Raw genomic sequence first — 23,838 nt, forward strand, 5'->3', positions numbered from 1 at the left:
CGCCCATGACCTCGACCGAAACCCGCCGCTCCGATCTGCGCAACGTGGCCATCGTGGCCCACGTGGACCATGGCAAGACCACGATGGTGGATGCCATGCTGCGCCAGACCGGTGCCTTCAACACGCACGGCGACGTCGCCGAGCGGGTCATGGACTCCGGGGACCTGGAGAAGGAGAAGGGGATCACGATCCTCGCGAAGAACACCACGGTGTTCTACTCCGGCCCGTCCGCCCCCGAGGGTGAGACCGTCACCATCAACGTGATCGACACCCCCGGCCACGCCGACTTCGGCGGCGAGGTGGAGCGCGGCCTGTCCATGGTGGACGGCGTCGTGCTGCTCGTGGACTCCTCCGAGGGCCCGCTGCCCCAGACCCGCTTCGTGCTCCGCAAGGCCCTCGCCGCCAAGCTGCCCGTGATCCTCGTGGTCAACAAGACGGACCGCCCGGACGCGCGCATCGACGGGGTCGTCTCCGACTCCATGGACCTGCTGCTCGGCCTGGCCTCGGACCTGGCCGAGGAGGATCCGGACCTGGACCTCGACTCGGTGCTGGACGTCCCGGTCGTCTACGCCTCAGGCAAGGCCGGCCGCGCCTCCCTGACCCAGCCCGCCGACGGCGCCCTGCCGGAGGCCGAGGACCTCGAGGCCCTCTTCAACGTGATCATGGAGCACATCCCGGCCCCGTCCTACACCGAGGGCGAGGTCCTCCAGGCGCACGTCACCAACCTGGACGCCTCCCCGTTCCTCGGCCGCCTCGCGCTGCTGCGCATCTTCAACGGCACCCTCCGCAAGGGCCAGCAGGTCGCGTGGGCCCGCCAGGACGGCGCCCTGAAGACCGTGAAGATCACCGAGCTGCTGGCCACCAAGGGCCTCGAGCGCGTGCCCGCGGAGGAGGCCGGCCCGGGCGAGATCGTCGCCGTCGCCGGCATCGAGGACATCATGATCGGCGAGACCCTCACCGACGCGGAGAACCCGAAGCCGCTGCCGCTGATCACGGTGGACGACCCGGCCATCTCCATGACCGTGGGCATTAACACCTCCCCGCTGGCCGGCCGCGTCAAGGGCGCCAAGGTCACGGCCCGCCAGGTGAAGGACCGCCTGGACAAGGAGCTGATCGGCAACGTCTCGCTCAAGGTGCTCCCCACCGAGCGCCCGGATGCGTGGGAGGTGCAGGGCCGCGGCGAGCTCGCCCTGGCCATCCTCGTGGAGCAGATGCGCCGCGAGGGCTTCGAGCTCACCGTGGGCAAGCCGCAGGTGGTCACCCGGACCGTGGACGGCAAGGTCCACGAGCCGATGGAGCGCATGACCATCGACATCCCCGAGGAGTTCATGGGCGCGGTCACGCAGCTCATGGCCGCCCGCAAGGGCCGCATGCAGGAGATGTCCAACCACGGCACGGGCTGGATCCGCATGGAGTTCCTGGTCCCGGCCCGCGGCCTGATCGGCTTCCGCACCCGCTTCCTCACCGAGACCCGCGGCGCAGGCATCGCCTCCTCCTACGCGGCCGGCTACGAGCCGTGGACCGGTGAGATCGAGTACCGCACCAACGGCTCCCTCGTGGCCGACCGGGCGGGCTCCGCCACGCCGTTCGCCATGATCAACCTGCAGGAGCGCGGCACCTTCTTCGTGCAGCCGGGCGCCGAGGTGTACGAGGGCATGATCGTGGGCGAGAACTCGCGCGCCGACGACATGGACGTGAACATCACCAAGGAGAAGAAGCTCACCAACATGCGTGCGGCCTCCTCCGAGTCGTTCGAGGGCCTGACGCCCCCGCGCCGGCTCACCCTCGAGGAGTCCCTCGAGTTCGCCCGCGAGGACGAGTGCGTGGAGATCACCCCCGAGGACATCCGCATCCGCAAGGTCGTCCTGGACGCCAACGAGCGCCTGAAGGCCGCGCGCGCCCGCGCCCGTGCCTGACCGTCCCCGCCGCCGCGCCCGGCCCGCCGACGTGGTGGGCGGGGCGCTGCTCGGCGTCGGCGCCGGCGCGCTCGGCACCGCCGTCCATCTGAACCTGGCCTCCCTGCCGGGCGGCTGGACCCTGCCCTGGGGTGCGGTGCTGGCGCTCGTGCTCGTCGGCTCGACACAGCGCTGGTGGATGGTCCGACGCGCGGTCCGCGGCGGGCGCGCCCTGCCGGCGGGGGCCGCGGTCGTCGCCGGTGCGTTCACCGCCGTCCTGGCCCTGCAGCGCCTGCCGCTGGACGACGCCCTGGGGGTGTCCTGGACGGCCGGCCTGTGGGCGGCGGCGCCGGGCGCCGTCGTCGCTTCCGTGGCCTGGAACGTCGGCCAGCCGGTGCTCGGCCTGGTCCTGTTGGCCGCGGGCCGGCGGCTGGACCGCCGACCCGCGGAGGCCGCCGACGGCGCCACGCGCCCCCGCCGGGCTTCTGTGACCGCCCGCGAAACGCGTCCGGGGGAGCGAGTACCCTGGACCGCAGCCCCGCAACCCCGTGCCCAGAGAGAGGTGGACGGTCAGCCATGACCTACGTGATCGCGTTGCCGTGTGTGGACGTCAAGGACAAGGCGTGCATCGACGAATGCCCCGTGGACTGCATCTATGAGGGTGAGCGCATGCTCTACATCCACCCGGACGAATGCGTCGACTGCGGTGCGTGCGAGCCGGTGTGCCCCGTCGAGGCCATCTACTACGAGGACGACACCCCCGACGAGTGGGCCGAGTACTACAAGGCCAACGTCGAGTTCTTCGACGACCTGGGCTCCCCGGGCGGCGCCGCCAAGCTGGGCATGATCGCCAAGGACCACCCGATCATCTCCGCCCTGCCCCTGCAGAACGCGGACGCCTGAGCCCCCATGCTGACGCTGCCGGACTACCCGTGGGACACGCTCACCCCCTACCGTGAGCGTGCCGCCGCCCACCCGGACGGCGTCGCGGACCTGTCCATCGGCACGCCCGTGGATCCAACGCCGGCGCTGATCCGCCGGGCCCTGACCGAGGCCGCCGACGCGCACGGCTACCCGACGACGCACGGCACGGACGCCCTGCGCCGCGCCGTCGTCGACTGGTACGCCCGGCGCCGCGGGGTGTCCGGGCTGGACCCGGCGGCCGTGGTGCCCACGGTCGGGTCCAAGGAGTTCATCGCGTGGCTGCCCACGCTGCTCGGGCTGGGCGCAGGCGACGTCGTCGTCCACCCTGAGGCCGCCTACCCCACCTATGCGGTGGGCGCGCTGCTGGCCGGGGCGGAGGCCGTGGCCGCGGACGACCTCGACGCGCTGGCGCCCGAGGTGCGGGAGCGGGTGCGCCTCGTGTGGACCAACTCGCCGGCCAACCCCACCGGTGCCGTGCTGGACGCGGCGGCGCTGCGCCGCACGGTCGACGCCGCCCGTGCCGTGGGCGCCGTGGTGTGCGGGGACGAGTGCTACGCCGAGCTCGGCTGGGACGCGTGGGACGGGGCCGTCGTGCCCTGCATCCTGTCCGACGAGGTCTCCGGCGGCGACCTGACGGGACTGCTGAGCGTCTACTCGCTGTCCAAGCAGTCCAACCTCGCCGGCTACCGCGCCGCGTTCGCCGCGGGGGATCCGCAGCTCGTGGCGACCCTGGTCAACACCCGCAAGCACGCGGGCATGATCGTGCCCGCCCCGGTGCAGCACGCGATGGCCGTGGCCCTGGCCGACGACGCGCACGTCGCGGAGCAGAAGGACCGCTACCGCCGCCGTCGGGACGCTCTGCGCACCGCGCTGGAGGCCTCCGGCCACACGGTGGACCACTCCGAGGCGGGGCTGTACCTGTGGACCCGGCGGGCGGACCTGGACCCGGCCCACGCCACGGCGCAGGACTCCTGGGACCTGCTGGGCGACCTGGCGGACCTGGGCATCATCGCCGGGCCCGGCGTGTTCTACGGTGCCGGCGGCGACGGCTACGTCCGCGTCGCGGTCACCGCCACGGACGAGGCGGTCGCCCGGGCCGCGGCGAGACTCACCGCCCGCGGGCCGCGGACCGGCTGAGCCGGGGCCGAGGGCCGTCGTCGGGGGAAGCGACCGCGCGCCCCGGGCCGGTCCTTGATAGTTTGGAGCAGAGTCGTCCCCGTGTGGGCGCGCCCACGCCGGCGCGCGAACCCGGGCCATCGAGAAGAGAAGACGAGGGAGCACACCCGTGACCCATCACGAGTCCGTCCGGCTGACCGTCGGCGAGCAGAGCCTGGACCTGGGCGTCGAGCACGCCACAGAGGGCAACAACGGCATCAACATCGCCCCGCTCCTGAAGGAGACCGGCGACGTCACCTACGACCCGGGCTTCATGAACACGGCGAACGCCAAGTCGGCCGTCACGTTCATCGACGGCGACCAGGGCATCCTGCGCTACCGCGGCTACGCCATCGAGGACCTCGCCGAGCACTCCTCCTTCATGGAGGTGGCCTACCTGCTGATCTACGGCGAGCTGCCCGAGTCCAAGGAGACCCTGGAGGCCTGGGAGACCAACATCCTGCGCCACAACATGGTGCACGAGGACCTCAAGCTGTTCTTCAACGGCTTCCCGCGGGACGCGCACCCCATGCCGGTGCTGTCCTCCTCCGTGTCCGGGCTGTCCACGTTCTACCCGGACTCCCTGGACCCGCACGATCCGGAGCAGGTCCACATCTCCACCGTGCGTCTGCTGGGCAAGCTGCCGGTGCTGGCCTCCTACGCGTTCAAGAAGTCGCTGGGCCAGCCGTTCATGTACCCGCACAACTCGCTGAACTACGTGGAGAACTTCCTCCGCCTGTGCTTCGGCGTGCCGGCCGAGGAATACGACATCGACCCGGACGTGGTCAAGGCACTCGACCTGCTGCTCATGCTGCATGCCGACCACGAGCAGAACGCCTCCACCTCCACGGTGCGCCTGGTCGGCTCCACCCAGGCCAACCTGTTCGCCTCGGTGTCCGCCGGCATCAACGCCCTCTACGGCCCGCTGCACGGCGGCGCCAACGAGGCCGTGCTGAACATGCTCCGGAGGATCAAGTCGGAGGGCATCACGCCCGAGGACTTCATGGAGAAGGTGAAGAACAAGGAGGACGGCGTCCGCCTGATGGGCTTCGGCCACCGCGTGTACAAGAACTACGACCCGCGGGCCAAGATCATCAAGAAGACCGCCGAGGACATCCTGGGCAAGATGGGCGGCAACGACGAGCTGCTCGAGATCGCCCAGCGCCTCGAGGAGAAGGCCCTCGCCGACGACTACTTCGTGGAGCGCAAGCTCTACCCGAACGTCGACTTCTACACCGGCGTGATCTACAAGGCCATGGGCTTCCCGGAGAAGATGTTCACCGTCCTCTTCGCCCTGGGCCGCCTGCCCGGCTGGATCGCCCAGTGGCGCGAGCTCATGGAGGACCCGGCCACCAAGATCGGCCGCCCGCGCCAGATCTACGTGGGCGAGACGTTGCGCCAGTACCCGCAGCGCTGACCCGGGGGCGCCGACCCTGAGTTCGGGGGCGGTTTCGGGTGGTATTCCGACGGAATACCACCCGAAACCGCCCCCCATGCGTTCGCCGGAGCGTGGTCATGTGGAGGCGGAGGGGCCGAGGCGGCATCGGACCACCGCGACGACGCCACGGAAGTCCTCGCGCCCATCCGCCCAGGTGACGCGGAGCGTCGTCCAGCCGCGCGCCTGGCCGTAGCGGTCCCGGCGGGCGTCGCGCGCCTGCTGCTCCCGCGTGCGGTGCCCCGCACCGTCGTACTGCAGGGCCAGGCGCACGTGACGGTAGGCCAGGTCGGCCACGGGGGAGAAGGGGTCCCCGGGCTCGAGCGCGGCCTGCAGCTCCGGCTCCGGCAGCCCGCTGGCCACGAGGGCGAGGCGCAGGCGGGTCTCGGGCGGTGAGTCCGCCCCGACGCGCACGGAATCCAGCGCCTCCCGGGCGGCCGGGCGGCCATGGAAGCGCCCGGACGCGCGCAGGCCGTGCACGTGCGTGACGAACTCGGGCGCCAGCGGCCGGCGGTGGTCCAACAGTCCGGCCCGCCGGACGCGCCGCGTCCCCCGGGCCACGGTGAGGTGCACCGGCGGGTCGGCCTCGAGTTCGCCCGTCGCCGGGTCGCGCCGCCGCCAGGCTCGCGCGGGCATCGGCAGGCCGTGCAGGTGGGCCGCGGTCTCGTGGGAGAGGACGGCATCCGGGCGTCGGCGCAGGAGCGCGGCGAGGTGATCGAGGGAGAAGCGGTGGCCGGGCAGGCCCAGGTCGGCCCAGACCGTGCCAGGGTGCGCCCGCTGCCGGTGGATGCACTGCCCGACCCGCTCCAGGTCCGACCGGCGGGCGCGGTCGGGTGGCAGCCCCAGCCGGGCTAGGTCCGGGGCGCGCTGGCCGCGGCCGGGGGACGACGTGCGGGGCGGACGCTGCTGTGCAGGAGCCGACGGCCCGCGCCGCGTGCCGTCGTCGTCGCCCCGCCCCGGGCTGCCGGGGAGTTCTGGGGGCGATAGTGGGCGTTATCCCGGCGGGATACCACCGGAAATCGCCCCCAAGACGCGGCGGGGAGCGGGGAGGGACGGGGCGCGGGCCGGGTGCGCCGGGTCAGTTCGCGTGCAGCGCCGCGTTCAGTTCGACGGTCCGGCCGGCGCGGGGGAGGGCCTCGACCCCGCCCGTGGTGGAGTTGCGGCGGAACAGCAGGTTCGGCACGCCGGAGAGGTCCACGGCCTTCACGGTCCGCGCCGCCTCGCCGTCCTGCAGCACGCTCACGCGCGTGCCCGCGGTGACGTACAGACCGGCCTCGACCACGCAGTCGTCGCCGACGGAGATGCCCACGCCGGAGTTCGCACCGAGCAGCACGTGCTCGCCGATCACGATCCGCTGGGTGCCGCCGCCGGAGAGCGTGCCCATGATGGACGCGCCGCCTCCAACGTCGGACCCGTTGCCCACCACGACGCCGGCCGAGATCCGGCCCTCCACCATCGAGTGCCCCAGGGTGCCCGCGTTGAAGTTCACGAAGCCCTCGTGCATCACGGTCGTCCCCTCGGCCAGGTGGGCGCCCAGGCGCACCCGGTCCGCGTCGCCGATGCGCACCCCGGAGGGCACGACGTAGTCCGTCATGCGCGGGAACTTGTCCACGCCGTACACCTGCACGGCGCCGCGGGCACGCAGCCTCGCCCGCGTCAGCTCGAAGTCCGCGACCGCGCAGGGTCCGTGGTTCGTCCACACCACGTTGGTGAGCAGCCCGAAGACGCCGTCGAGGTTGAGCTCGTTCGGCCGCGCCAGGCGGTGCGAGAGGGCGTGCAGGCGCAGCCACGCGTCCGCGGTGGAGGCCGGGGCGGCGTCCAGGTCGACCTCCAGCTCGACGACGGCCTGCGTGGTCCCGCGGTCCGCGTCGTCCGCGGCGAGGGCGCGCAGGGTGTCGCGCAGCGAGGTGTCCGCGGCGGAGAGCGGGCCGGCCACGGGGGCGGGGAACCACACGTCCAGGATGGCGCCGTCGGCGGCCGTGGTGGCCAGGCCGTGGCCGGAGACGAGACGGGAGGAGGGCTGCTGTGCGGCGGTCTGGGTCATGTGCCTCAGCCTACTGAGCGGCCGGGGCACGCTGCAGGGCGGCGAGAGGCGCGTCCGTAGACTGGACACATGAGTCTCACCCCCGTGCCCCTGCCCGACCTCGCCGATCCGGACCTCGACGTCGCGGCGCTCACCGCCACCCTGCTGGACGTGCGCTCCGTCTCGGGGGAGGAGGGGCCGCTGGCCGACGCCGTCGAGCAGGCCCTGCTCGCCCTCGGCGGCCTCGAGGTGCGGAGGTTCGGGGACGCCGTCGTCGCCCGCACCGCTCTGGGGCGGCCGACCCGCGTGATCCTGGCCGGGCACCTGGACACGGTGCCCCTGCCCACCGTGCCGGGCTCGCGCGGGACCGTGCCCTCGGCGTGGGACGGGGACGTGCTGTACGGCCGCGGGGCCGTGGACATGAAGTCCGGCGTCGCCGTGCAGCTGGCCCTGGCCGGCCGCTTCGGCCGCGCGGACGGCCCCACGCCCGTGCACGACGTCACGTGGGTGTTCTACGACCACGAAGAGGTCTCCTCGGACCTCTCGGGCCTCGCCCGCGTGGCCCGCCAGGCCCCCGAGCTGCTGGAGGGCGACTTCGCGGTGCTGCTCGAGCCGACCGACGGCGTCGTGGAGGGCGGCTGCAACGGCACGTGCCGGTATCGCGTCACCTTTCCCGGTGTCGCGGCGCACTCGGGCCGCGCCTGGCGCGGTGACAACGCGATCCACAAGCTGGCCCCCGTGCTCACCGCCCTGGCGGCGTACGAACCGGCCACGGTCACGGTGGAGGGCCTGGAGTACCGCGAGGGGCTGCACGCGATCCGCGTGGCCGGCGGCGTCGCGGGCAACGTCATCCCGGACGAGGCGTCCGTGGACCTGAACTACCGGTTCGCTCCGGACAAGACCCTCGAGCAGGCCCACGCGCACGTGCGCGCGGTGCTGGAGGGGGCCGGCGTGGACTGGGACGCCCAGGTGCGGATCGACGACGCCTCGCCCGCCGCCCGCCCCGGTCTGGACCGGCCGGCCGCCGCCGCGTTCGTCGCCGCCGTCGGGGGCGAGCCCCAGCCCAAGTACGGGTGGACGGACGTGGCGCGGTTCTCCCAGCTGGGCGTGCCCGCGGTCAACTTCGGCCCCGGCGACGCCCTCCTGGCCCACACGGACGACGAGCACGTGTCCCGCGAGGCGGTCCACGCGTGCCTCGCGGCGCTCGCGGCCTGGCTGGCCGGCTGACCCACGACGTCGGCCGACCCCGTCGGCCACCGCCGCCCGGTCAGGCCGCCTTGTCCGTGGGCGCCCCGACGAGCGGGGTCGCGGGGGTGCTGGCGTCGCCGGCCGTCCGCGATGACAGCCGCCTCGAGAGCCGGGTGGCCGCCCAGGTGAGGAGGAAGTTGATCACGATGAAGATCACCGCGGCCACCACGAGGGACTGCAGGATGTTGCCGTTGCCGGAGCCGAGCTGGCGGGCGTACTGCAGGAGTTCGAAGAAGCCGATGAGGTAGCCCAGCGCCGAGTCCTTGAGGATCACCACGAACTGGCTCAGCAGCGAGGGCAGCATGGCGATGAGGGCCTGGGGCACCTCCACGAGCCGCAGGGACTGGGTGCTCGTCATGCCCACCGCCGCGGCCGCCTCGCGCTGGCCGCGCGGCAGCGAGCGCACCCCGGAGCGCACCAGCTCCGCGATCACGGACCCGTTGTACAGGGTCAGCGCCGCGATCACCGCGTAGTACGGGCCGTCCTGGGGCTGGATCGCCCCGGTGCGCGCGACCTGCGCGAACAGCTGGTAGAAGAACACCATCATCACGAGCACCGGCACGGCCCGGAAGAACTCCACGACGACGGCGGCCAGCCAGCGCACCGGGCCGAACGGGGCCAGCCGCAGGAAGCCGAACACCAGGCCGAACACCACGGAGGTGACCACGGCGATGCCGGCGGACTGCAGGGTGAACTGCAGGCCCGGCAGGTAGTAGTTCCGCCACGCGTCGCCGTCGACGGCGGCCAGCCAGCGGCGGCCGGAGAGCTGGCCGGTGGCGTTCATCTGGATCAGGACGATGACCGCCACGGCCAGGACCGCGGCGAGGGCGACGAGGTTGGCGAGGAGGATCCGGCGGCGGGCGATCGGGCCCGGGGCGTCGAAGAGGACGGAGGCCTGGGCGCTCATCGGGCCACCGCCCATTTCTCCGAGGCCCACGTGGTCAGCAGGCCGATGGGGATGACGATCAGGCAGAAGCCGATCGCGAAGGTCAGGAAGATCGCCACCATCACGTCCGGGCTGAACTCGATCATGCGCTTCATCAGGCCGGAGGCCTCCGCCACCGACGCCGCGGCGGCGACGGTGGTGTTCTTGGTCAGCGCGATCACGGTGTTGCCGAGCGGGGTGATGGCCCCGCGCAGCGCCTGGGGCAGGATCACGTGGCGGGCCGCGGGCAGGAAGCCCAGGCCGATGGAGCGGGCGGCCTCGGCCTGCCCGAGCGGGACGGTGTTGACGCCGGAGCGGATCGCCTCGCACATGAACGCCGCGTGGTAGAGCGAGAGCGCGATCACGGCGTAGATGAAGAAGTTCAGCGTGAAGTCGGACGAGAAGCTGATCTTCAGCTGCCCCCAGACGGCGAGCACGCCGAGCAGCATGATGATCGTCAGCGGGGTGTTGCGGACCACGTTGACGTAGCCGGTGCCGAGGGCGCGCAGCGAGGGGACGGGCGAGATGCGGAACAGGGCGAGCACCACGCCGAGGGCGAACGAGCCGAGGGTCGCGAGGAACGCGAGCCTGATGTTCGTCCAGAACGCGAGCGGGATGTCCGCGCCGTAGTCCGCGAGGAGCGAGGAGATCGATTCCATGTCTTCTCCGAGGGTCGGGACGGGGCTGACGGGCAGGGGAGCCGCCGGGCGGGCCGAGGGTGACTGTTCAGGTCACGTCCTCGGCCCGCCCGGCGCAGGAGGCCGTCAGGCGCAGGGCTCGAACTCGGCGTCCTCGCCGGAGTTCAGCGTCTCGTCGTAGGTGTAGCCCGTGCCCTCGGTGTTGGACTCGAGGGCCTTCTTCCACTCGCCGGAGTCCTCCATCTCCTTGATGGCCTCGTTGATGTCCTCGCAGCGCTCCGAGTCCTTCGGCAGGCCGACGCCGTAGCGCTCCGTGGTGAAGGTGTTGCCGACGACCTTGAACTTGCCCTTGTTGGCGTCGGCGGCGGCCAGGCCCGCGAGGATGATGTCGTCCGTGGTCACGGCGTCCACCTGGCCGGACTCGAGGTAGGTCACGCATTCGGCGTAGCCGCCCTGCTCCACCAGGTTCACGCCGGAGGCGAACTGGTCCTTGATCTTCTGGGCCGAGGTGGAGCCGGTGACGGAGCAGAGGTTCTTCCCGTCGAGGGACTCGGGGCCGGTGATCGCGGTGTCGTCCGCGCGGACCAGCAGGTCCTGGCCGGCCACGAAGTACGGGCCCGCGAAGTCGACGCGCTCCTTGCGGGCGTCCGTGATGGAGTACGTCGCGAAGATCATGTCGACCTCGCCGTTCTCCAGGGCGTTCTCCCGGTTCGCGGACGGGGTCTGGACCCACTCGATGTCCTTCTCGGCCACGCCGAGCTTGTCCGCCACGTAGCGGGCCACGTCCGTGTCGAAGCCGGTGGGCTGGGCCGAGCCCTCGCGGTAGCCCAGGCCCGGCTGGTCGAACTTGATGCCGATGCGCAGGCTCTCGCCGGAGCCGGACGACGTCGCCTCGCCGGCCGAGGACGAGCCGGCGGCGTCGCCACCACCGCCCTGCGACGAGGAGGGGGCGCAGGCGGTGAGGGACAGGGCGGCCGCGGCGGTGACGGCGGACAGGGTCAGGAGCTTCGTGCGGAGCATGGTGCTCTCCTCTGGTTCGGTGCGGTGGGGTGCGACGGGGGACGGGGTCAGTGCGCGAGGATCTTGCCCAGGAAGTCCTGGGCGCGCTCGTGTCGGGGGTTCGTGAAGAAGGTGTCGGGGTCGGTGTCCTCGAGGATGGCGCCGTCGGCCATGAAGACCACGCGGTCCCCGGCCTTGCGGGCGAAGCCCATCTCGTGGGTGACCACGACCATGGTCATGCCGCCCTCGGCGAGCTGGACCATGACGTCGAGGACCTCCTGCACCATCTCGGGATCGAGGGCGGAGGTCGGCTCGTCGAAGAGCAGGGCCTTCGGCTCCATCGCCAGGGCGCGGGCGATGGCCACGCGCTGCTGCTGCCCGCCGGAGAGCTGGGCCGGCATCTTCTTGGCCTGCTGGGCCACGCCCACGCGCTCGAGCAGCTCCATGGCGTGCCGCTCGGCGTCCGCTCGGCGCTTGCCCTTCACCTTGATGGGCCCGAGGGTCACGTTCTCCAGGATCGACTTGTGCGCGAAGAGGTTGAACGACTGGAAGACCATGCCGATCTCGGCGCGCAGCTGGGCGAGCTGCCTGCCCTCGGTGGGGAGCGGCCGCCCGTCGATCAGGATGCGGCCGCCGTCGTCGTCGATGGTCTCGAGCCGGTTGATCGTGCGGCACAGCGTCGACTTGCCGGAGCCCGACGGGCCGAGGACGATCGCCACCTGGCCGCGCGGGATCCGCAGGTCGATCTGGCGGAGGGCGTGGAAGTCGCCGAAGTGCTTGTTGACGCCCTCGAGGACGATCAGGTCATCGCCCGCGGCACCGCGACGGCGCCGCGTGCCGGCCTCGTCGGGGAGGTGGGCGCCGTGGGGCTGCTCAGGCGTGATCTGCGTCATGCCAGTGGAATATAGCGCACGCCACACCCGGCGCGGTGCGCCGTGCGACGCCGGCCCTTGCGGCCCGCCGGCTCGTTAGGCTGACGCCATGGCCTCACATGAGCACCCCTCGGGCGGCGACGTCGCCGCCAAGCCCCCGCGCGTCCGCCGCGGCGGGCAGGTCCTGCGCGGGGAGGCGGCGCGCACCCCCACGTTCGACCAGCTCCTCCTCGACGGCCGGCGGCCCGGCGATGCCGCACGCCCCGCCGCCGACGTCGCCTCGACGACGTCCGAGGCCTGGCGTGTCCTGCGCATCCAGGCGGAGTTCGTCGAGGGCTTCGGCACCCTGGCGGGGCTGGGTCCCGCGGTCTCCGTGTTCGGCTCGGCGCGCACGCCCGAGGGCAGCGCCGAGTACGTCCTGGCCCACGAGGTCGGGACCCGCTTGGCCCGGGCCGGGTACACGGTCATCACCGGCGGGGGGCCCGGCGCCATGGCGGCCGCCAACCGGGGCGCCCACGAGGCCGGTGGAGAGTCCGTGGGCCTGGGCATCGAGCTGCCGTTCGAGACCGGTCTGAACCCCTGGGTGCACGTGGGCGTGGACTTCCGCTACTTCTTCGTCCGCAAGGTCATGTTCCTCAAGTACGCGCAGGGCTTCGTCGTGCTGCCCGGCGGCCTCGGCACCCTGGACGAGCTCTTCGAGGCCCTCACCCTCGTGCAGACCGGCACCGTCACCCGCTTCCCCGTGGTCCTCGTGGACCGCGGCTTCTGGGGCCCGCTCGTGGACTGGATCCGCGGCACGCTCGTGGAGCGCGGCATGATCTCGCCCGAGGACCCGGACCTGTTCCACCTCGTGGACACGGCGGAGGAGGCCGTCGCGTGCGTGCTCCGCTCGGCGGGGAGGGCCGACGCGTGAGCGGGCCGCAGTGGATCGTCCTGGTGGCCGTGCTCGTCGTCGTGCTGGCGGCGCTGGCCGCCGCCCTCGCGGGCCGGCTCACGCTCCGGGCCGACGACCCGGCCGGACAGACGTCCGGGCACCCCGTGCTGCTGCCGGAGTGGCCGCGCGCGGCGGACGTCGGCCTGCTGCGGCTGGCCGTCGCGGTGCCCGGCTACCAGCGGGACCAGGTGGACGCCGTCCTGCTGCGGCTGCGGGACGCTCTGGCACAGCGCGAGGACGAGGTGACCGCACTGCGGGCCCGGGTGGCTGAGCTCGAGGCCGCCGACCCCTCCCGGAGCGATCCGGCGGGGCGTACCTGAGTCGCGGGCCGGGCACGGTGCAGGCCATCGTTTGGCGCGAGCACGCGGAATCCGCGATAATGGTGATGTGACCGGCCTCGCGCACGCTGGCGTGCGGGGGCGCCGGAGGCGTCCGGACAGTGCCCGCTCCCGCGGTCGCCGGACGCCGTGACGGGAACATCATCCAGAAGGGAAGTCGCAATGGCCGCCATGAAGCCCCGCACCGGGGACGGTCCCATGGAAGTGACCAAGGAGGGGCGCAGCCTGATCATGCGCGTGCCGATCGACGGCGGCGGCCGTCTCGTGCTGGAGATCAACGCGGACGAGGCCCGCGAGCTCAAGGAGTGCCTCGAGGGCGTCATCCAGGCCTGAGGCCGGACCCCTTCGACGCGGACGCCCCGCGCACCGTCACGGTGCGCGGGGCGTCCGCGTCCCCGGCGACGCCGCGGATCAGCGGCGCACCGCGATCAGCACGCCCGTGCCGGAGGGGACGACGGCGGACAGCCAGTGCTCGTCCTCCCGGATGAGGCGGTCCACCGCCCGGGCGGACACGGTGGACTCGTCGCGCACAGCGGGCCGGGGAACGCGGTCGCCGTCGAGGGCGTCCACCACGACGAGCACGCCGCCGGGGGCGAGCATGCGCGCGGCCTGCTCGACGTCGAACTGACGCGCGGCCGGGTCCCCGTCCACCAGGACCATTTCATAGGCGCCGCTCGTGAGCCGGGGCAGGACGAGCCGGGAGCGCCCCGTGATCATGCGGGTGCGGCTCGTGGGCAGGCGGGCCTCCGAGAACGCCTCGCGGGCCGCACGCTGTGCCTCCGCGTCCGGGTCGACGGTGGTGAGGACCGTGCGCTCGGGCAGACCGCGCATCAGGGCGAGACCCGAGACGCCGGCGCCCGTGCCCACCTCCACGACCGCCGCGGGGGCACGCGTGGCCGCCAGCACCGTCAACAGGGCCGCCGTCCCCTCGCTTACCGGCGGCACGTCCAGCTCGGCGGCGCGCTCGCGGGCGCGCAGGACGACGTCGTCCTCGGTGGCTCGGCTCTCCGACCAGGCCCAGGACGCGTGCTTGTCGGTGGGCTGGGGCTGCAGGGCGCTCATGGCTGACTCCGGGACGACGACGGCGGGACCTCGCCCGCGGCACGGGCGACGCGGGCCAGTGTACGGGCCGGCACGCGACCGCGACCCAGAGTTCTCCCAGGAGGCGGGCCGATGATGGGAGCTGGCACGAACCGGCTCCCGCCGTGCGGGAGGCCGTTCGCCGGGCCGAGGACGCGAGGACCGAGGAGGTGGCCGCATGGGACGTCGACACACCCAGCGCCACATGGACGCCTACCTCGAGGGCGCCCTCCCCGCCGCGTCCCGGGCGCGCATCGCCCGCCATCTGGACCGTTGCCCCGAGTGCCGCGCCACGGTTCAGGCCCGGGCCCGCGTGCTCGACGCCGCCCGCACGGTGCACCAGCGTCCGGCCGGCGCCGTCGTCGCCCCGGTGCTGCGCGCCCGCGGCGTCTCCGGCCGCCTCGTGGTGGGACTGCTCACCTTCGCCGTCCTGCTCGGCGGGCTGTTCACCGCGGTCTGGGTGGCCGGCGCGCCCCGCACCACGGCCGTGCGCACGACCCCGACCCCGACGGACGCCGTCGCCCTGCCGGCCGCCGGGACCGCGTCGACGGACCGGCGCGGAACCGTCGCGGAGCTGCGGGGTCAGGGCTGGACGGTGCCCTCCCTCGTGGGGGCCGGCCTGGAGCCGCTCACCGTGGACACCGCCCAGACGGCCGAGGACGTGGAGGTCGTCGTCGGCTGGGGTCGGGACGAGCCGACCGTGACCGTCCGCGAGTGCCGACCCCGGATCGTGGGAGCCGCCCCGGAGGGCTGTGCCTCGACCGCGCCCCTGAGCACGGGAGCGCAGGAGCGTCGGCTGGCCGGCGGCGGCGTCTACCGGATCGTCCCGGCGGGGGAGCAGGACGGCTGGACGGCCGAGCTGACCACGCCGCAGGCCGCCTACCGCGTGGAGGCCACCCTGCCGGACGAACGCGCCGACGCGGTCCTCACCCACCTGCTGGTCTCCGAGCGGGCACGCGTGCTCGAGCTGGGCGGCGGAGACGCCGTCGAGGAGCGCCTGGAGCGAGGCCTCGAACGCATCGCGGACGCCGTGCCGCGCCTCCGCGGCTGAGCCGCCCCGCCCCCGCGGCTCCGGGCTGGGCGGCGGTGCCCCTCTAGTAGAGTTCGGAGGGTGATTGGTATCAACGGCAGCGAGTTCATCATCTTGGTGGTGCTCGCGATCGTCATCCTCGGGCCGGAGAAGCTCCCCGAGTACACGCGTGCCTTCACCGACTGGCTCCGCGTCATGCGCGACAAGGCCGAGGGTGCCAAGGCGCAGTTCAAGGAGGAGACCGGCACGGACTTCGACGAGGTGGACTGGCGCAAGTACGACCCCCGCCAGTACGACCCGCGCCGCATCATCCGCGATGCGCTCCGCGAGCCCGCCGGCGGCTCGTCCACGCCCGCGTCCCGGGCGGCGCAGGCGACGGGCATCAGCGCCGAGGACGTGCACGGCGGCCTCACCCGCCAGGACCTGACGGACATGGATCCGCGCACGCTCTTCCGCCGCCCCGCCGGGGCCGGCAGCACCGCCTCCGCGGACTCCGGCGCCGCCGCCGCACAGACCCGGTCGACCACACCCGGCGCGGGGGCGGCCGCCGTGGGCGGCGCCGCCGCAGCCCTGATGGCCTCCGGCCGGGCCGATGCCCTCGTCGAGGAGCGTCCTGCCGCCGTCGAGACCGAACCGGACCCGCTCGAGCTGCTCGGGCTGGCGCCCGCCCCCTTCGACGTCGACGCGACCTGACGCCGTCGCGCGCGTCGGGTGCCCCGACCGGGGCGCCGGCACCCGAGGTCAGCGAGGGGTGACCGGCAGGCGCCGCCCGGCCAGCCCGCGCGGCCGCACGGCCACCCGCTGCGCGATCTGCGTCAGCGCCCGGCCCGCGGGGCTCTCCGGCGCAGACACCACCACGGGTTCGCCGGCGTCGCCGCCCGCGCGCAGCGCCGGGTCCAGGGGAACCGTGCCCAGCAGCGGCACCTGAGTGTCCAGCACCCCGGACAGCCGCTCCGCCACCTCGGCGCCGCCGCCGGTCCCGAACACATCCAGGACGGTGCCGTCCGGCAGGGTCATCGGCCCCATGTTCTCCACGACGCCGGCCACGGTCTGCCCCGTCTGCTCCGCCAGCTGACCGGCGCGCGCGGCCACCTGCGCGGCGGCGTGCTGCGGCGTGGTCACCACGAGCAGCTCCGAGGCGGGCAGCAGCTGCGCCGTCGAGATCGCGATGTCACCGGTGCCCGGGGGCAGGTCCACGAGCAGGACGTCCAGGTCGCCCCAGTGCACATCCGTGACGAACTGTTCGAGCGCGCGGTGCAGCATCGGCCCGCGCCAGGCCACCGGCCGGTCCGCGTCGAGGAACATGCCGATCGAGATGACCTTCACGTCCCGCACCACGGGGGGCAGGATCATCCGGTCCAGCTTCGTCGGGGTGGCGCTCACGCCCAGGAGCCCGGGGATGGAGTAGCCGTGCACGTCCGCGTCGATCAGGCCGACGGCGAGCCCGCGCGCGGCGAGCGCGACCGCGAGGTTGGCCGTGACCGAGGACTTGCCCACGCCGCCCTTGCCCGAGGCCACCGCGAGGACGCGCGTGAGCGTGTCCTTCCCGAACGGGTTCGTCGGCCGAGTCGCGCGCAGGGCGTCCTGCAGCGCCAGGCGGCGCTCGGGCTCCATCACCCCGACGCGGACGTCCACGGACCCGCAGCCGGGCACGTCGGCGACGGCGGCGGCCACGTCCGTCTGGATCGTCCCGCGCAGGGGGCACGCGGCGATCGTGAGCAGCACCGCGACCTCGACGACGCCCGGGGCGGTCTCCACGACCGACTCCACCATGCCGAGGTCGGTGATCGGGCGGCGGATCTCGGGGTCCTGGACCGTGGCGAGCCGTTCCAGCACCCGGCGCTCGAGGTCGGTGCGGACCTCGGGCACGGGCAGGCCCAGGGCGCTCATCGGCCGCCCCCGTCCACCGGGCCCGCACCGTCGGCGGGACCGGCCGCCGGGCCGGACCCCCCGGCCTCGCGGGCCTCGCGGGCCTCCTGGGCCTCCCGGGCCTCCTGCGCCGCGAGGGTGGCGAGCGTGGTGGTCGTGGGCTCGGCGCCGGCGTCACCGCGACGCGCGTCCCGGCCCCGGCCCTTGGTCTTCTTGTTCTTGCGGGGCTGGGCCTCGGCGCCCGGGAGGCCGGCGCGCAGCTCGGCGCGGATCTCCTCCCGGATCTCCTCCCGCAGCTCGGCGCGCAGCGCCTCGCGGAGGTCGTCCTTGAGGTCGTCCTGGACGCCGCGCAGCTCGCCGCGCACGAAGTCGCGCGTGGCGACCTCCTGGACGGCCAGCCGCAGACCGGCGATCTCGCGGGTGAGGAACTCGGTGTCGGCGAGGTTGCGCTCGGCGCGGTCGCGGTCCTCGCGCAGCGCGACCTTGTCCCGGTCGTCCTGGCGGTTCTGCGCGAGCAGGAGCAGGGGTGCGGCGTAGGAGGCCTGGAGGGAGAGCATGAGCGTGAGCGCGGTGAAGCCGAGCTCGGCGGAGTCGAACCGCCACTCCATCGGACCGAACGTGTTCCAGCCCAGCCAGGCGGCGCAGAACAGCGTCATCCAGACGAGGAACTGCGGGGTGCCCATGAAGCGGGCGATGCCCTCGGTGGCCTCGCCGAAGGCGTCCGGGTTCGGGGCCAGCCGGGGCACGCGGCGCCCGCTGGCGCTCAGCGGGGTGTCCAGGCCGGTGCCGCGGCCCGGGCGCAGGTCTCGCGCGGTCTGGGTCATGCTCACACCTCCGGTGTCGTGCGGCGGCGGGCCGCGGGGGTCAGGTTGCGGGGCGGGTCTCGGCGTCGTCGAGGTCCATGGCCCGCCAGTCGTCGGGCAGGATGTGGTCGAGCAGGTCGTCCACGCTCACGGCCCCGACGACGCGGTCCTGCTCGTTCACCACGGGGATGCACGTGAGGTTGTAGGTCGCGAGCTCGCGGGTCACATGGGCGATGGGGGCGAGGTCCGAGACGGGCTCGAGATCCTTGTCCATGATGTTGCCGATCGCCTCCGGCGGCGGGTACCGCAGCAGGCGCTGGAAGTGGACGACGCCGAGGAACCGGCCCGTCGGCGTCTCCAGCGGCGGCCGGGCCACGATCACGAGCGAGGCCAACGCGGGGGAGATCTCCTGCTGTCGGATGGTCGCCATGGCCTCGGCCACGGTCGCCTCCGGGGGGAGGATGACCGGCACGGGGGTCATGAGCGAGCCTGCCGTGCCCTCCTCGTACTCGAGCAGGCGCCGGACGTCCTCGGCGTCCTCCGGCTCCATGCGTTCGAGCAGCAGCTCCTGCTGGGAGTCGGGCAGCTCGTGGAGCAGGTCCGCCGCGTCGTCCGGGTCCATCTCCTCCAGGACGTCGGCGGCGCGGTCGATGTCCAGCTGGGACAGGATCTGCACCTGGTCGTCGTCGGGCAGCTCCTGGAGCACGTCCGCGAGGCGTTCGTCCTGCAGCTCGCGGGCGACCTCGACGCGGCGCTTCTCCGACATGTCGTGGAGCATGTCCGCCAGGTCTGCGGGCTTGAGGTCCTCGTGCGCGGCGAGAAAGCTCGTGGCCCCCTGCGGGTCGGCCTGCGCCGTCCACCGAGCCTCGTCCCAGTTCAGCAGGAGGTGCTCTCCCCGCTGGGCGCGGCCGAAGGGGCCGCGGCCGACGATGCGGCGCACGTACAGGTCCGAGACCAGCCAGTCGCCGTTGCGCTGCTGCTCCAGCCCGATGTCCTCCAGGAAGGCCTCGCCCGACCCGTCGGAGAGGCGCACCTTCCGGTCGAAGAGGTCGGCGGCCACCGTCTGCTCGGCGCCACGGCGGGAGAACCGGCGCAGGTTGATCAGCCCGGTCGTGATGATCTGGCCCGAGTCCATGGACGTCACTCGCGTCATCGGGACGAAGACGCGCTTCTTGCCGGGGACCTCGATCACGAGGCCGGTGGCGAACGGGGCCGCGGCGGGGCCGCGGTCCAGCACGACGACGTCGCGCAGGCGTCCCAGGCGGTCGCCGAGGGGGTCGAAGACGTCCAGGCCCAGCAGGCGGGCCACGAAGATCTTGGGGGAGCTCACCGACCCAGCCTACGGCGTACCCGGGAGCGGCTCCGTGTCCGCGCACGGCGGACCCCCGCCCGCCCGGGCGCCGGGCCGGGCACAATGGGTCCATGTCGTTCATGATGTCCAGCCCTCAGCCCGGCGCCGAGCAGGGCCTGCCCCGCGGCGAACTCCTGGCCACCTACGCCACCTACGCGCAGGCGCGCGAGCAGGTGGACCGCCTCGCCGCCACGGACTTCCCCGTGAGCGCCGTGTCGATCGTGGGCAAGGACCTGCGGGTCGTGGAGCGGGTGCGCGGCCGGCTGAACTACGCCCAGGTGGCGTTGTCCGCGGGTGTGCGCGGCGTGTTCTTCGGCGGACTGATCGGCGTGTTCCTCTACCTGCTGGCCCCCGAGGCTGGCCCGGGTCAGATCCTCACCTCCATGCTCCTGGGCCTGGCGGTGTGGCTGATCTTCGGCGTGATCGGCTTCGCGATGCGTCGGGGCCAGCACGGCTTCGCGTCCTCGCAGGCCGTCGTGCCCACGGCCTTCGACCTCGTGGTCGCGTTCGACCACGCCGCCCGCGCCCGCCAGGAGCTGGGCCTGGGCGGTGCCGCGGCCCCGATGCCGCCCGCGGCCCCGCAGCCGGCGCCCGCGCCCGCCGCGGAGGAGGCCGGGGACGGGTCCGTGCAGGCCACCCCGGCCGCCGCGCCGTCGTCGGGCGGGTCCCACGCGGCGCCCGCCCCCGGCGGAGCCGAGGCGCCGGCCCGGCCCGGCCCGGAGGCGGACCCCGCGCCCACCGGCCTGGACCGCTCCTACGGCGTGACCCTGCCCCCGGAGGAGGTCGCCAAGCTCATCGAGGCGCGCGGCGGCCACCCGCCCCGGCCCCAGGACGAGCCGCGCGGCTGAGCCCCGTCACAGGGACCAGGACTCGAGTCGCCGGAGCATGTCGCGCTTCTTGCTCGCATGACCGTGCATCCGGCCCAGGATGTCGCCGAGGACGGTGACGGCGCGGTCGATGTACGGGCCCTTGTTCAGCATCGCGGCCTCGGCCCGCTGCGCCATCGCGGCGTCCGTGATCTCCGCCCGTGAGGGCAGGCCGGTCTTGGCGAGGGACTCGAGGACCTGGGTGGCCCAGATCGCGGGCACGTGCGCGGCCTCGCACAGCCACAGGATCTCCTCCTGCAGCTCGGCCATCCGTGCGAAGCCGGCCTCCACCGCCAGGTCGCCACGGGCGATCATCACCCCGACCTCCCGCCAGCGCATCGCCTCGAGCAGCATCCTCGGCAGCTGCCGGAAGGCCCCCACCGTCTCGATCTTCAGCGTGATGTCCACGTCCGGCGCGGCCTCGGCCTCGAGCGCGTCGATCAGCTGGGCCACGTCCTCGGCCGAGCGGACGAAGGACATGTTCACCATGTCCGCGTGGCGGGCCGCGAACGGGATGTGGGCGAGGTCCTCGTCCGTGAGGGCCGGGATGTCCAGGTGCGTGTCCGGGAAGTTCACGCCCTTTTCCGCCTTGAGCTTCGCTCCGCGCGGACCGGCCTGGGTCACCTCGAGGGTGATCTCGTCGTCGGACACCGCCGTGATCCGCGCGCCGATCCGTCCGTCGTCGAGGGAGACCCGGTCGCCGACCTCCGCGTCGGCGAACGCCTGCGCCAGGGTGAGGCCGATCCGGTAGGGCGGCGTGTCGACCGCGGGGACCGGCTCGAGCGAGCGGGTCAGCACGATCTGCTCGCCCTCGTGCACGCGCATGGACTGCTCGAGCGGGGGCAGCGGCCCGACCTCGAGCGGACCGTGCGGCGTCGTCAGTGCCGTGCCCGTCGCCCAGTAGACCGTCTTGTCCGCCCGCACGAGCACGCCCTCGCCGTCCACCCGCTCGACCTCCAGCCTGCGGTGTGCACCCCGCGCGTCGGTCAGCTCGATCTCGTCGCCGCGCTGCAGGGCCGCCAGGGTCTTCCCCTCCGGGGCCGCCAGCGGCACGACGACGGCGCCGTCCGGCCCGTCCGCCGCGGCCACGGCGTCGTGGGTCCCGGCGGTGAGCCACACACGGGAGGGCTCGGTGACGGTCCCGGAGGGGTCCCGGGCGGGCTTCACCTTCACGACGCGCGGGCCCGGCTCGATGGGGCCCGTGCGCACCTTCGGCCCGGCCAGGTCCATCGCGACCAGGGGCGCGGGCCGGCCCGCACCGGCACACCGACGGACCGCCGCGATCATGGCGGCCCACGCCTGCTCGTCGTCGTGGGCGCAGTTCACGCGCGCCAGGTCCATGCCGGCCTCGGCGATCCGGGCCACGAGCTCCGGGTCCGTGGCGGCCTCGGAGGGCATCGTCACCATGATGCGCGCGTCCCGGTCGCCGCGGGCCGGACCGAGCAGGCTCGCCGCGTTGCGGGCGAGGATGGCGCGGCCCTCGGCGGAGGTCAGGGCGTCGTCCTCGGGCGCGGGGGCGGGGTCGCCGTCGAGCGCGCGGGCGGCGGCCAGCACCGCGTCCACGTGCCCCAGCACGCCGGCCTCCATGCGGCCCAGAGAGGACAGGCCGGCGTCGCTCAGCGCCTCCTGCAGGGGCCGCAGATCGGTGCCGCGCAGGGCGACGTAGTGCACGAGGTTCCGGGCCGAGGCCCGGTGGCGGTCTCGGACGCGGGAGATGAGGTCGGCGTGCTCCGCCTCGGCGGAGAGGAGGCGGTCGCGGAGGGCGGTGAGCTCGGTGGTCAGGTCGATACCCATGGTCCGAACCCTAGGAGCGCCCTCCGCGCCGGATCACGCCTGGAGCCGCGCCATCCAGGCCTCGATCTCGTCCGGGGTGCGGGGGAGGGCCGCGGAGAGGTTCTCGGCCCCGTCCTCGGTCACGAGGATGTCGTCCTCGAGGCGCACGCCGATGCCGCGGTACTCCTCCGGCACGGCCAGGTCCTCCTCCTTGAAGTACAGACCCGGCTCGATCGTGAAGACCATGCCCGGCTCGAGCACTCCGTCCAGGTAGAGCTCGCGCTTGGCCTGCGCGCAGTCGTGCACGTCGAGGCCGAGGTGGTGCGAGGTGCCGTGGGGCATCCAGCGCCGGTGGTGCTGGCCCTCGTCCGAGAGCGCGACCTCGGCCGAGACCGGCAGCAGGCCCCAGCCGTCGAGGCGGTCGACGAGCACCCGCATGGCCTCGGCGTGGAGCTCACGGAACCGGATGCCGGGGCGCACGATCGCGAAGGCGGCGTCCGCGGCGTCGAGGACCGCCTGGTAGATGCGGCGCTGCACGTCCGTGAACGTGCCGGACACGGGCAGGGTGCGGGTGATGTCCGCGGTGTAGAGGGAGTCGTCCTCGACGCCGGCGTCGAGCAGCAGCAGCTCACCCGGGCGCACGGCGCCCGTGTTGCGGATCCAGTGCAGGATCGTGGCGTTGTTGCCGGAGGCCGCGATGGTGTCGTAGCCCAGGTCGTTGCCCTCGAGGCGGGCGCGGGCGAAGAAGGCGCCCTCGACCACGCGCTCGCCGCGGTCGTGGCCCACGGCGCGCGGCAGGGCCCGCACGACGTCCTCGAAGCCCGCGATCGTGGCGGCCACCGAGGCGCGCATCCGCTCGACCTCCCACGCGTCCTTGACCAGGCGCAGCTCGGAGAGGAACTCGGCGGTCTGGGCGTCGGCCTCGGCCGCGGCGGCCAGGTCCACGCCGGCCTCGGTCCGGACGGCGGCCAGCAGGGCGTCCACGTCCTGGTCGGTCTCGGCCAGCAGCCGGACCGTGGTGCCGTCGGCGGCCACGTTCTTGGTGACGGCGGACTCGAGCTCCTCGAGCCCCGCCGTGCGCAGGCCGGTGCGGGCGGCCAGGCCGGCCAGGGTCGGACGGGGGCCGATCCAGAACTCACCCGAGCGCGAGTCCGCGTAGAACTGCTCGGTGTCTCGGCCGGCCAGGGGACGGAAGTACAGGGTGGCGGTGTGGTCCGTGCCGTCGTCGCCGGCGCCCGGGTCCGTGGGCTCGAGCACGAGCACGGCGTCCGGCTCGTGGTCCACGCCGAGGCCCGTCAGGTGGGCGAACGCGGAGTGCGCGCGGAAGCGGTAGTCGGTGTCGTTCGAACGGACCTTGAGGCGGCCGGCCGGCACCACGATCCGCTCGCCCGGGAAGCGCGCGGAGACGGCGGCCCGTCGCCGGGCGGCGTACGGGGCCGAGGCGTCGGGGTCGGGCAGGGCCTGCGACGACGGCGCCCAGTCGGAGGCCATGAAGTCGCGGAAGGCGTTCGAGGCGGGGCGCTGCGAGCGGTTGTCGACGCGCTCGGCCAGCGGCTGGGGGTTCACCGCGCCGGTGCCGTCGGCGCCCGCCTCGGTGGTGGCGGCGGGCTGGTCGGGGGTGGTCTGGGCGGGGTGCTGTGCGGCATCGGTCATGCCCTCCATCATGGCACCGGTGGGCGC

24 protein-coding genes are annotated in these 23,838 nt (G+C 73.6%); 12 read left to right on the forward strand and 12 right to left on the reverse strand.

Annotation, left to right across the window (positions count from 1 at the left end):
* Window positions 1-5 precede the first annotated feature (5 nt).
* The 5 genes from typA (at window position 6) to AC0VX4_RS03440 (ending at window position 5,391) form a co-directional block, all read left to right on the forward strand.
* On the forward strand, window positions 6-1,916 hold the full coding sequence (gene typA / locus AC0VX4_RS03420) for a translational GTPase TypA (RefSeq protein WP_002855163.1): 1,911 nt from the start codon (window positions 6-8) through the stop codon (window positions 1,914-1,916).
* Window positions 1,909-2,475, forward strand: coding sequence for a hypothetical protein (locus tag AC0VX4_RS03425; protein ID WP_475464587.1), 567 nt, complete (start codon window positions 1,909-1,911; stop codon window positions 2,473-2,475). The genes typA and AC0VX4_RS03425 overlap by 8 nt, the downstream gene beginning before the upstream one ends.
* Window positions 2,472-2,798 (forward strand): ferredoxin, encoded by a 327-nt coding sequence (fdxA, locus tag AC0VX4_RS03430; protein ID WP_002855160.1) that lies wholly within the window; start codon window positions 2,472-2,474, stop codon window positions 2,796-2,798. Before AC0VX4_RS03425 ends, fdxA begins: the two co-directional genes overlap by 4 nt.
* A gap of 6 nt (window positions 2,799-2,804) precedes the next feature.
* A complete protein-coding gene (gene dapC, locus AC0VX4_RS03435; protein ID WP_475464588.1) occupies window positions 2,805-3,956 on the forward strand; it encodes a succinyldiaminopimelate transaminase in 1,152 nt (383 codons plus the stop codon).
* Window positions 3,957-4,104: 148 nt separating this feature from the next.
* Window positions 4,105-5,391 carry a citrate synthase gene (locus AC0VX4_RS03440; RefSeq protein WP_002855158.1) on the forward strand — a complete coding sequence of 429 codons (1,287 nt, stop codon included), beginning with the start codon at window positions 4,105-4,107 and terminating at the stop codon, window positions 5,389-5,391.
* Window positions 5,392-5,487: 96 nt separating this feature from the next.
* Here the strand turns inward: AC0VX4_RS03440 and AC0VX4_RS03445 are convergent, their stop codons facing one another.
* The gene (locus AC0VX4_RS03445) at window positions 5,488-6,045 is read right to left on the reverse strand and encodes an endonuclease domain-containing protein (RefSeq protein WP_475464589.1); all 558 of its coding nucleotides are present in this window, start codon (window positions 6,043-6,045) and stop codon (window positions 5,488-5,490) included.
* 442 nt (window positions 6,046-6,487) lie between these two features.
* A complete protein-coding gene (gene dapD, locus AC0VX4_RS03450) occupies window positions 6,488-7,453 on the reverse strand; it encodes a 2,3,4,5-tetrahydropyridine-2,6-dicarboxylate N-succinyltransferase (RefSeq protein WP_475464590.1) in 966 nt (321 codons plus the stop codon).
* A 69-nt stretch (window positions 7,454-7,522) separates the two neighbouring features.
* Here dapD and dapE point away from each other — a divergent pair, with 69 nt between their 5' ends.
* Window positions 7,523-8,659 (forward strand): succinyl-diaminopimelate desuccinylase, encoded by a 1,137-nt coding sequence (gene dapE, locus AC0VX4_RS03455; protein WP_475464591.1) that lies wholly within the window; start codon window positions 7,523-7,525, stop codon window positions 8,657-8,659.
* Window positions 8,660-8,699: 40 nt separating this feature from the next.
* On the opposite strand, the gene AC0VX4_RS03460 is transcribed toward dapE, so the two are convergent.
* The 4 genes from AC0VX4_RS03460 to AC0VX4_RS03475 all read right to left on the reverse strand — a co-directional run bounded on the left by AC0VX4_RS03460 (window position 8,700) and on the right by AC0VX4_RS03475 (window position 12,045).
* The gene (locus tag AC0VX4_RS03460; protein ID WP_475464592.1) at window positions 8,700-9,587 is read right to left on the reverse strand and encodes an amino acid ABC transporter permease; all 888 of its coding nucleotides are present in this window, start codon (window positions 9,585-9,587) and stop codon (window positions 8,700-8,702) included.
* Window positions 9,584-10,264, reverse strand: a complete 681-nt coding sequence (locus tag AC0VX4_RS03465) for an amino acid ABC transporter permease (protein ID WP_036339190.1) — start codon at window positions 10,262-10,264, stop codon at window positions 9,584-9,586. The genes AC0VX4_RS03460 and AC0VX4_RS03465 overlap by 4 nt, the downstream gene beginning before the upstream one ends.
* A gap of 105 nt (window positions 10,265-10,369) precedes the next feature.
* A complete protein-coding gene (locus tag AC0VX4_RS03470) occupies window positions 10,370-11,263 on the reverse strand; it encodes a glutamate ABC transporter substrate-binding protein (RefSeq protein WP_475464593.1) in 894 nt (297 codons plus the stop codon).
* Window positions 11,264-11,310: 47 nt separating this feature from the next.
* A complete protein-coding gene (locus AC0VX4_RS03475) occupies window positions 11,311-12,045 on the reverse strand; it encodes an amino acid ABC transporter ATP-binding protein (protein WP_098471790.1) in 735 nt (244 codons plus the stop codon).
* 178 nt (window positions 12,046-12,223) lie between these two features.
* On the opposite strand from AC0VX4_RS03475, the gene AC0VX4_RS03480 reads away from it, so the two are divergent.
* The 3 genes from AC0VX4_RS03480 to AC0VX4_RS03490 all read left to right on the forward strand — a co-directional run bounded on the left by AC0VX4_RS03480 (window position 12,224) and on the right by AC0VX4_RS03490 (window position 13,719).
* Complete coding sequence (locus tag AC0VX4_RS03480; RefSeq protein WP_475464594.1) at window positions 12,224-13,027, forward strand: LOG family protein; 804 nt, start codon at window positions 12,224-12,226, stop codon at window positions 13,025-13,027.
* The gene (locus tag AC0VX4_RS03485) at window positions 13,024-13,368 is read left to right on the forward strand and encodes a cell division protein DivIVA (RefSeq protein ID WP_475464595.1); all 345 of its coding nucleotides are present in this window, start codon (window positions 13,024-13,026) and stop codon (window positions 13,366-13,368) included. Before AC0VX4_RS03480 ends, AC0VX4_RS03485 begins: the two co-directional genes overlap by 4 nt.
* Window positions 13,369-13,548: 180 nt before the next feature.
* Window positions 13,549-13,719, forward strand: coding sequence for a DUF3117 domain-containing protein (locus AC0VX4_RS03490; protein WP_002855133.1), 171 nt, complete (start codon window positions 13,549-13,551; stop codon window positions 13,717-13,719).
* Between the two features lie 78 nt (window positions 13,720-13,797).
* Here the strand turns inward: AC0VX4_RS03490 and AC0VX4_RS03495 are convergent, their stop codons facing one another.
* The gene (locus tag AC0VX4_RS03495; protein ID WP_036316483.1) at window positions 13,798-14,448 is read right to left on the reverse strand and encodes an O-methyltransferase; all 651 of its coding nucleotides are present in this window, start codon (window positions 14,446-14,448) and stop codon (window positions 13,798-13,800) included.
* Window positions 14,449-14,644: 196 nt separating this feature from the next.
* Here AC0VX4_RS03495 and AC0VX4_RS03500 point away from each other — a divergent pair, with 196 nt between their 5' ends.
* Window positions 14,645-15,517 carry an anti-sigma factor family protein gene (locus AC0VX4_RS03500; RefSeq protein ID WP_049158827.1) on the forward strand — a complete coding sequence of 291 codons (873 nt, stop codon included), beginning with the start codon at window positions 14,645-14,647 and terminating at the stop codon, window positions 15,515-15,517.
* Between the two features lie 60 nt (window positions 15,518-15,577).
* Window positions 15,578-16,189, forward strand: a complete 612-nt coding sequence (locus tag AC0VX4_RS03505; RefSeq protein ID WP_002854736.1) for a twin-arginine translocase TatA/TatE family subunit — start codon at window positions 15,578-15,580, stop codon at window positions 16,187-16,189.
* A 48-nt stretch (window positions 16,190-16,237) separates the two neighbouring features.
* Here the strand turns inward: AC0VX4_RS03505 and AC0VX4_RS03510 are convergent, their stop codons facing one another.
* The 3 genes from AC0VX4_RS03510 to AC0VX4_RS03520 are packed head-to-tail and all read right to left on the reverse strand — an operon-like array spanning window position 16,238 to window position 19,498.
* Window positions 16,238-17,386 carry an Mrp/NBP35 family ATP-binding protein gene (locus tag AC0VX4_RS03510; RefSeq protein WP_002854735.1) on the reverse strand — a complete coding sequence of 383 codons (1,149 nt, stop codon included), beginning with the start codon at window positions 17,384-17,386 and terminating at the stop codon, window positions 16,238-16,240.
* Complete coding sequence (locus AC0VX4_RS03515; RefSeq protein ID WP_002854733.1) at window positions 17,383-18,189, reverse strand: DUF1003 domain-containing protein; 807 nt, start codon at window positions 18,187-18,189, stop codon at window positions 17,383-17,385. The genes AC0VX4_RS03510 and AC0VX4_RS03515 overlap by 4 nt, the downstream gene beginning before the upstream one ends.
* A gap of 40 nt (window positions 18,190-18,229) precedes the next feature.
* Window positions 18,230-19,498: a magnesium transporter MgtE N-terminal domain-containing protein gene (locus AC0VX4_RS03520; protein WP_002854731.1), complete on the reverse strand. Its 1,269-nt coding sequence runs from the start codon at window positions 19,496-19,498 to the stop codon at window positions 18,230-18,232.
* 92 nt (window positions 19,499-19,590) lie between these two features.
* On the opposite strand from AC0VX4_RS03520, the gene AC0VX4_RS03525 reads away from it, so the two are divergent.
* Entirely contained in the window at window positions 19,591-20,367 is a 777-nt protein-coding gene (locus AC0VX4_RS03525; protein WP_002854729.1) for a YflT domain-containing protein, read from the forward strand.
* A 6-nt stretch (window positions 20,368-20,373) separates the two neighbouring features.
* Here AC0VX4_RS03525 and AC0VX4_RS03530 read toward each other — a convergent pair whose 3' ends face one another.
* Both AC0VX4_RS03530 and AC0VX4_RS03535 read right to left on the reverse strand, forming a co-directional pair.
* Window positions 20,374-22,179, reverse strand: a complete 1,806-nt coding sequence (locus tag AC0VX4_RS03530; protein WP_475464596.1) for a pyruvate kinase — start codon at window positions 22,177-22,179, stop codon at window positions 20,374-20,376.
* A gap of 33 nt (window positions 22,180-22,212) precedes the next feature.
* Window positions 22,213-23,811, reverse strand: a complete 1,599-nt coding sequence (locus AC0VX4_RS03535; protein ID WP_002854725.1) for an aminopeptidase P family protein — start codon at window positions 23,809-23,811, stop codon at window positions 22,213-22,215.
* Window positions 23,812-23,838 lie beyond the last annotated feature (27 nt).

It is taken from the genome of Micrococcus sp. 63XJN7_8_ISO-PGPR-S23-253 (assembly GCF_056173425.1).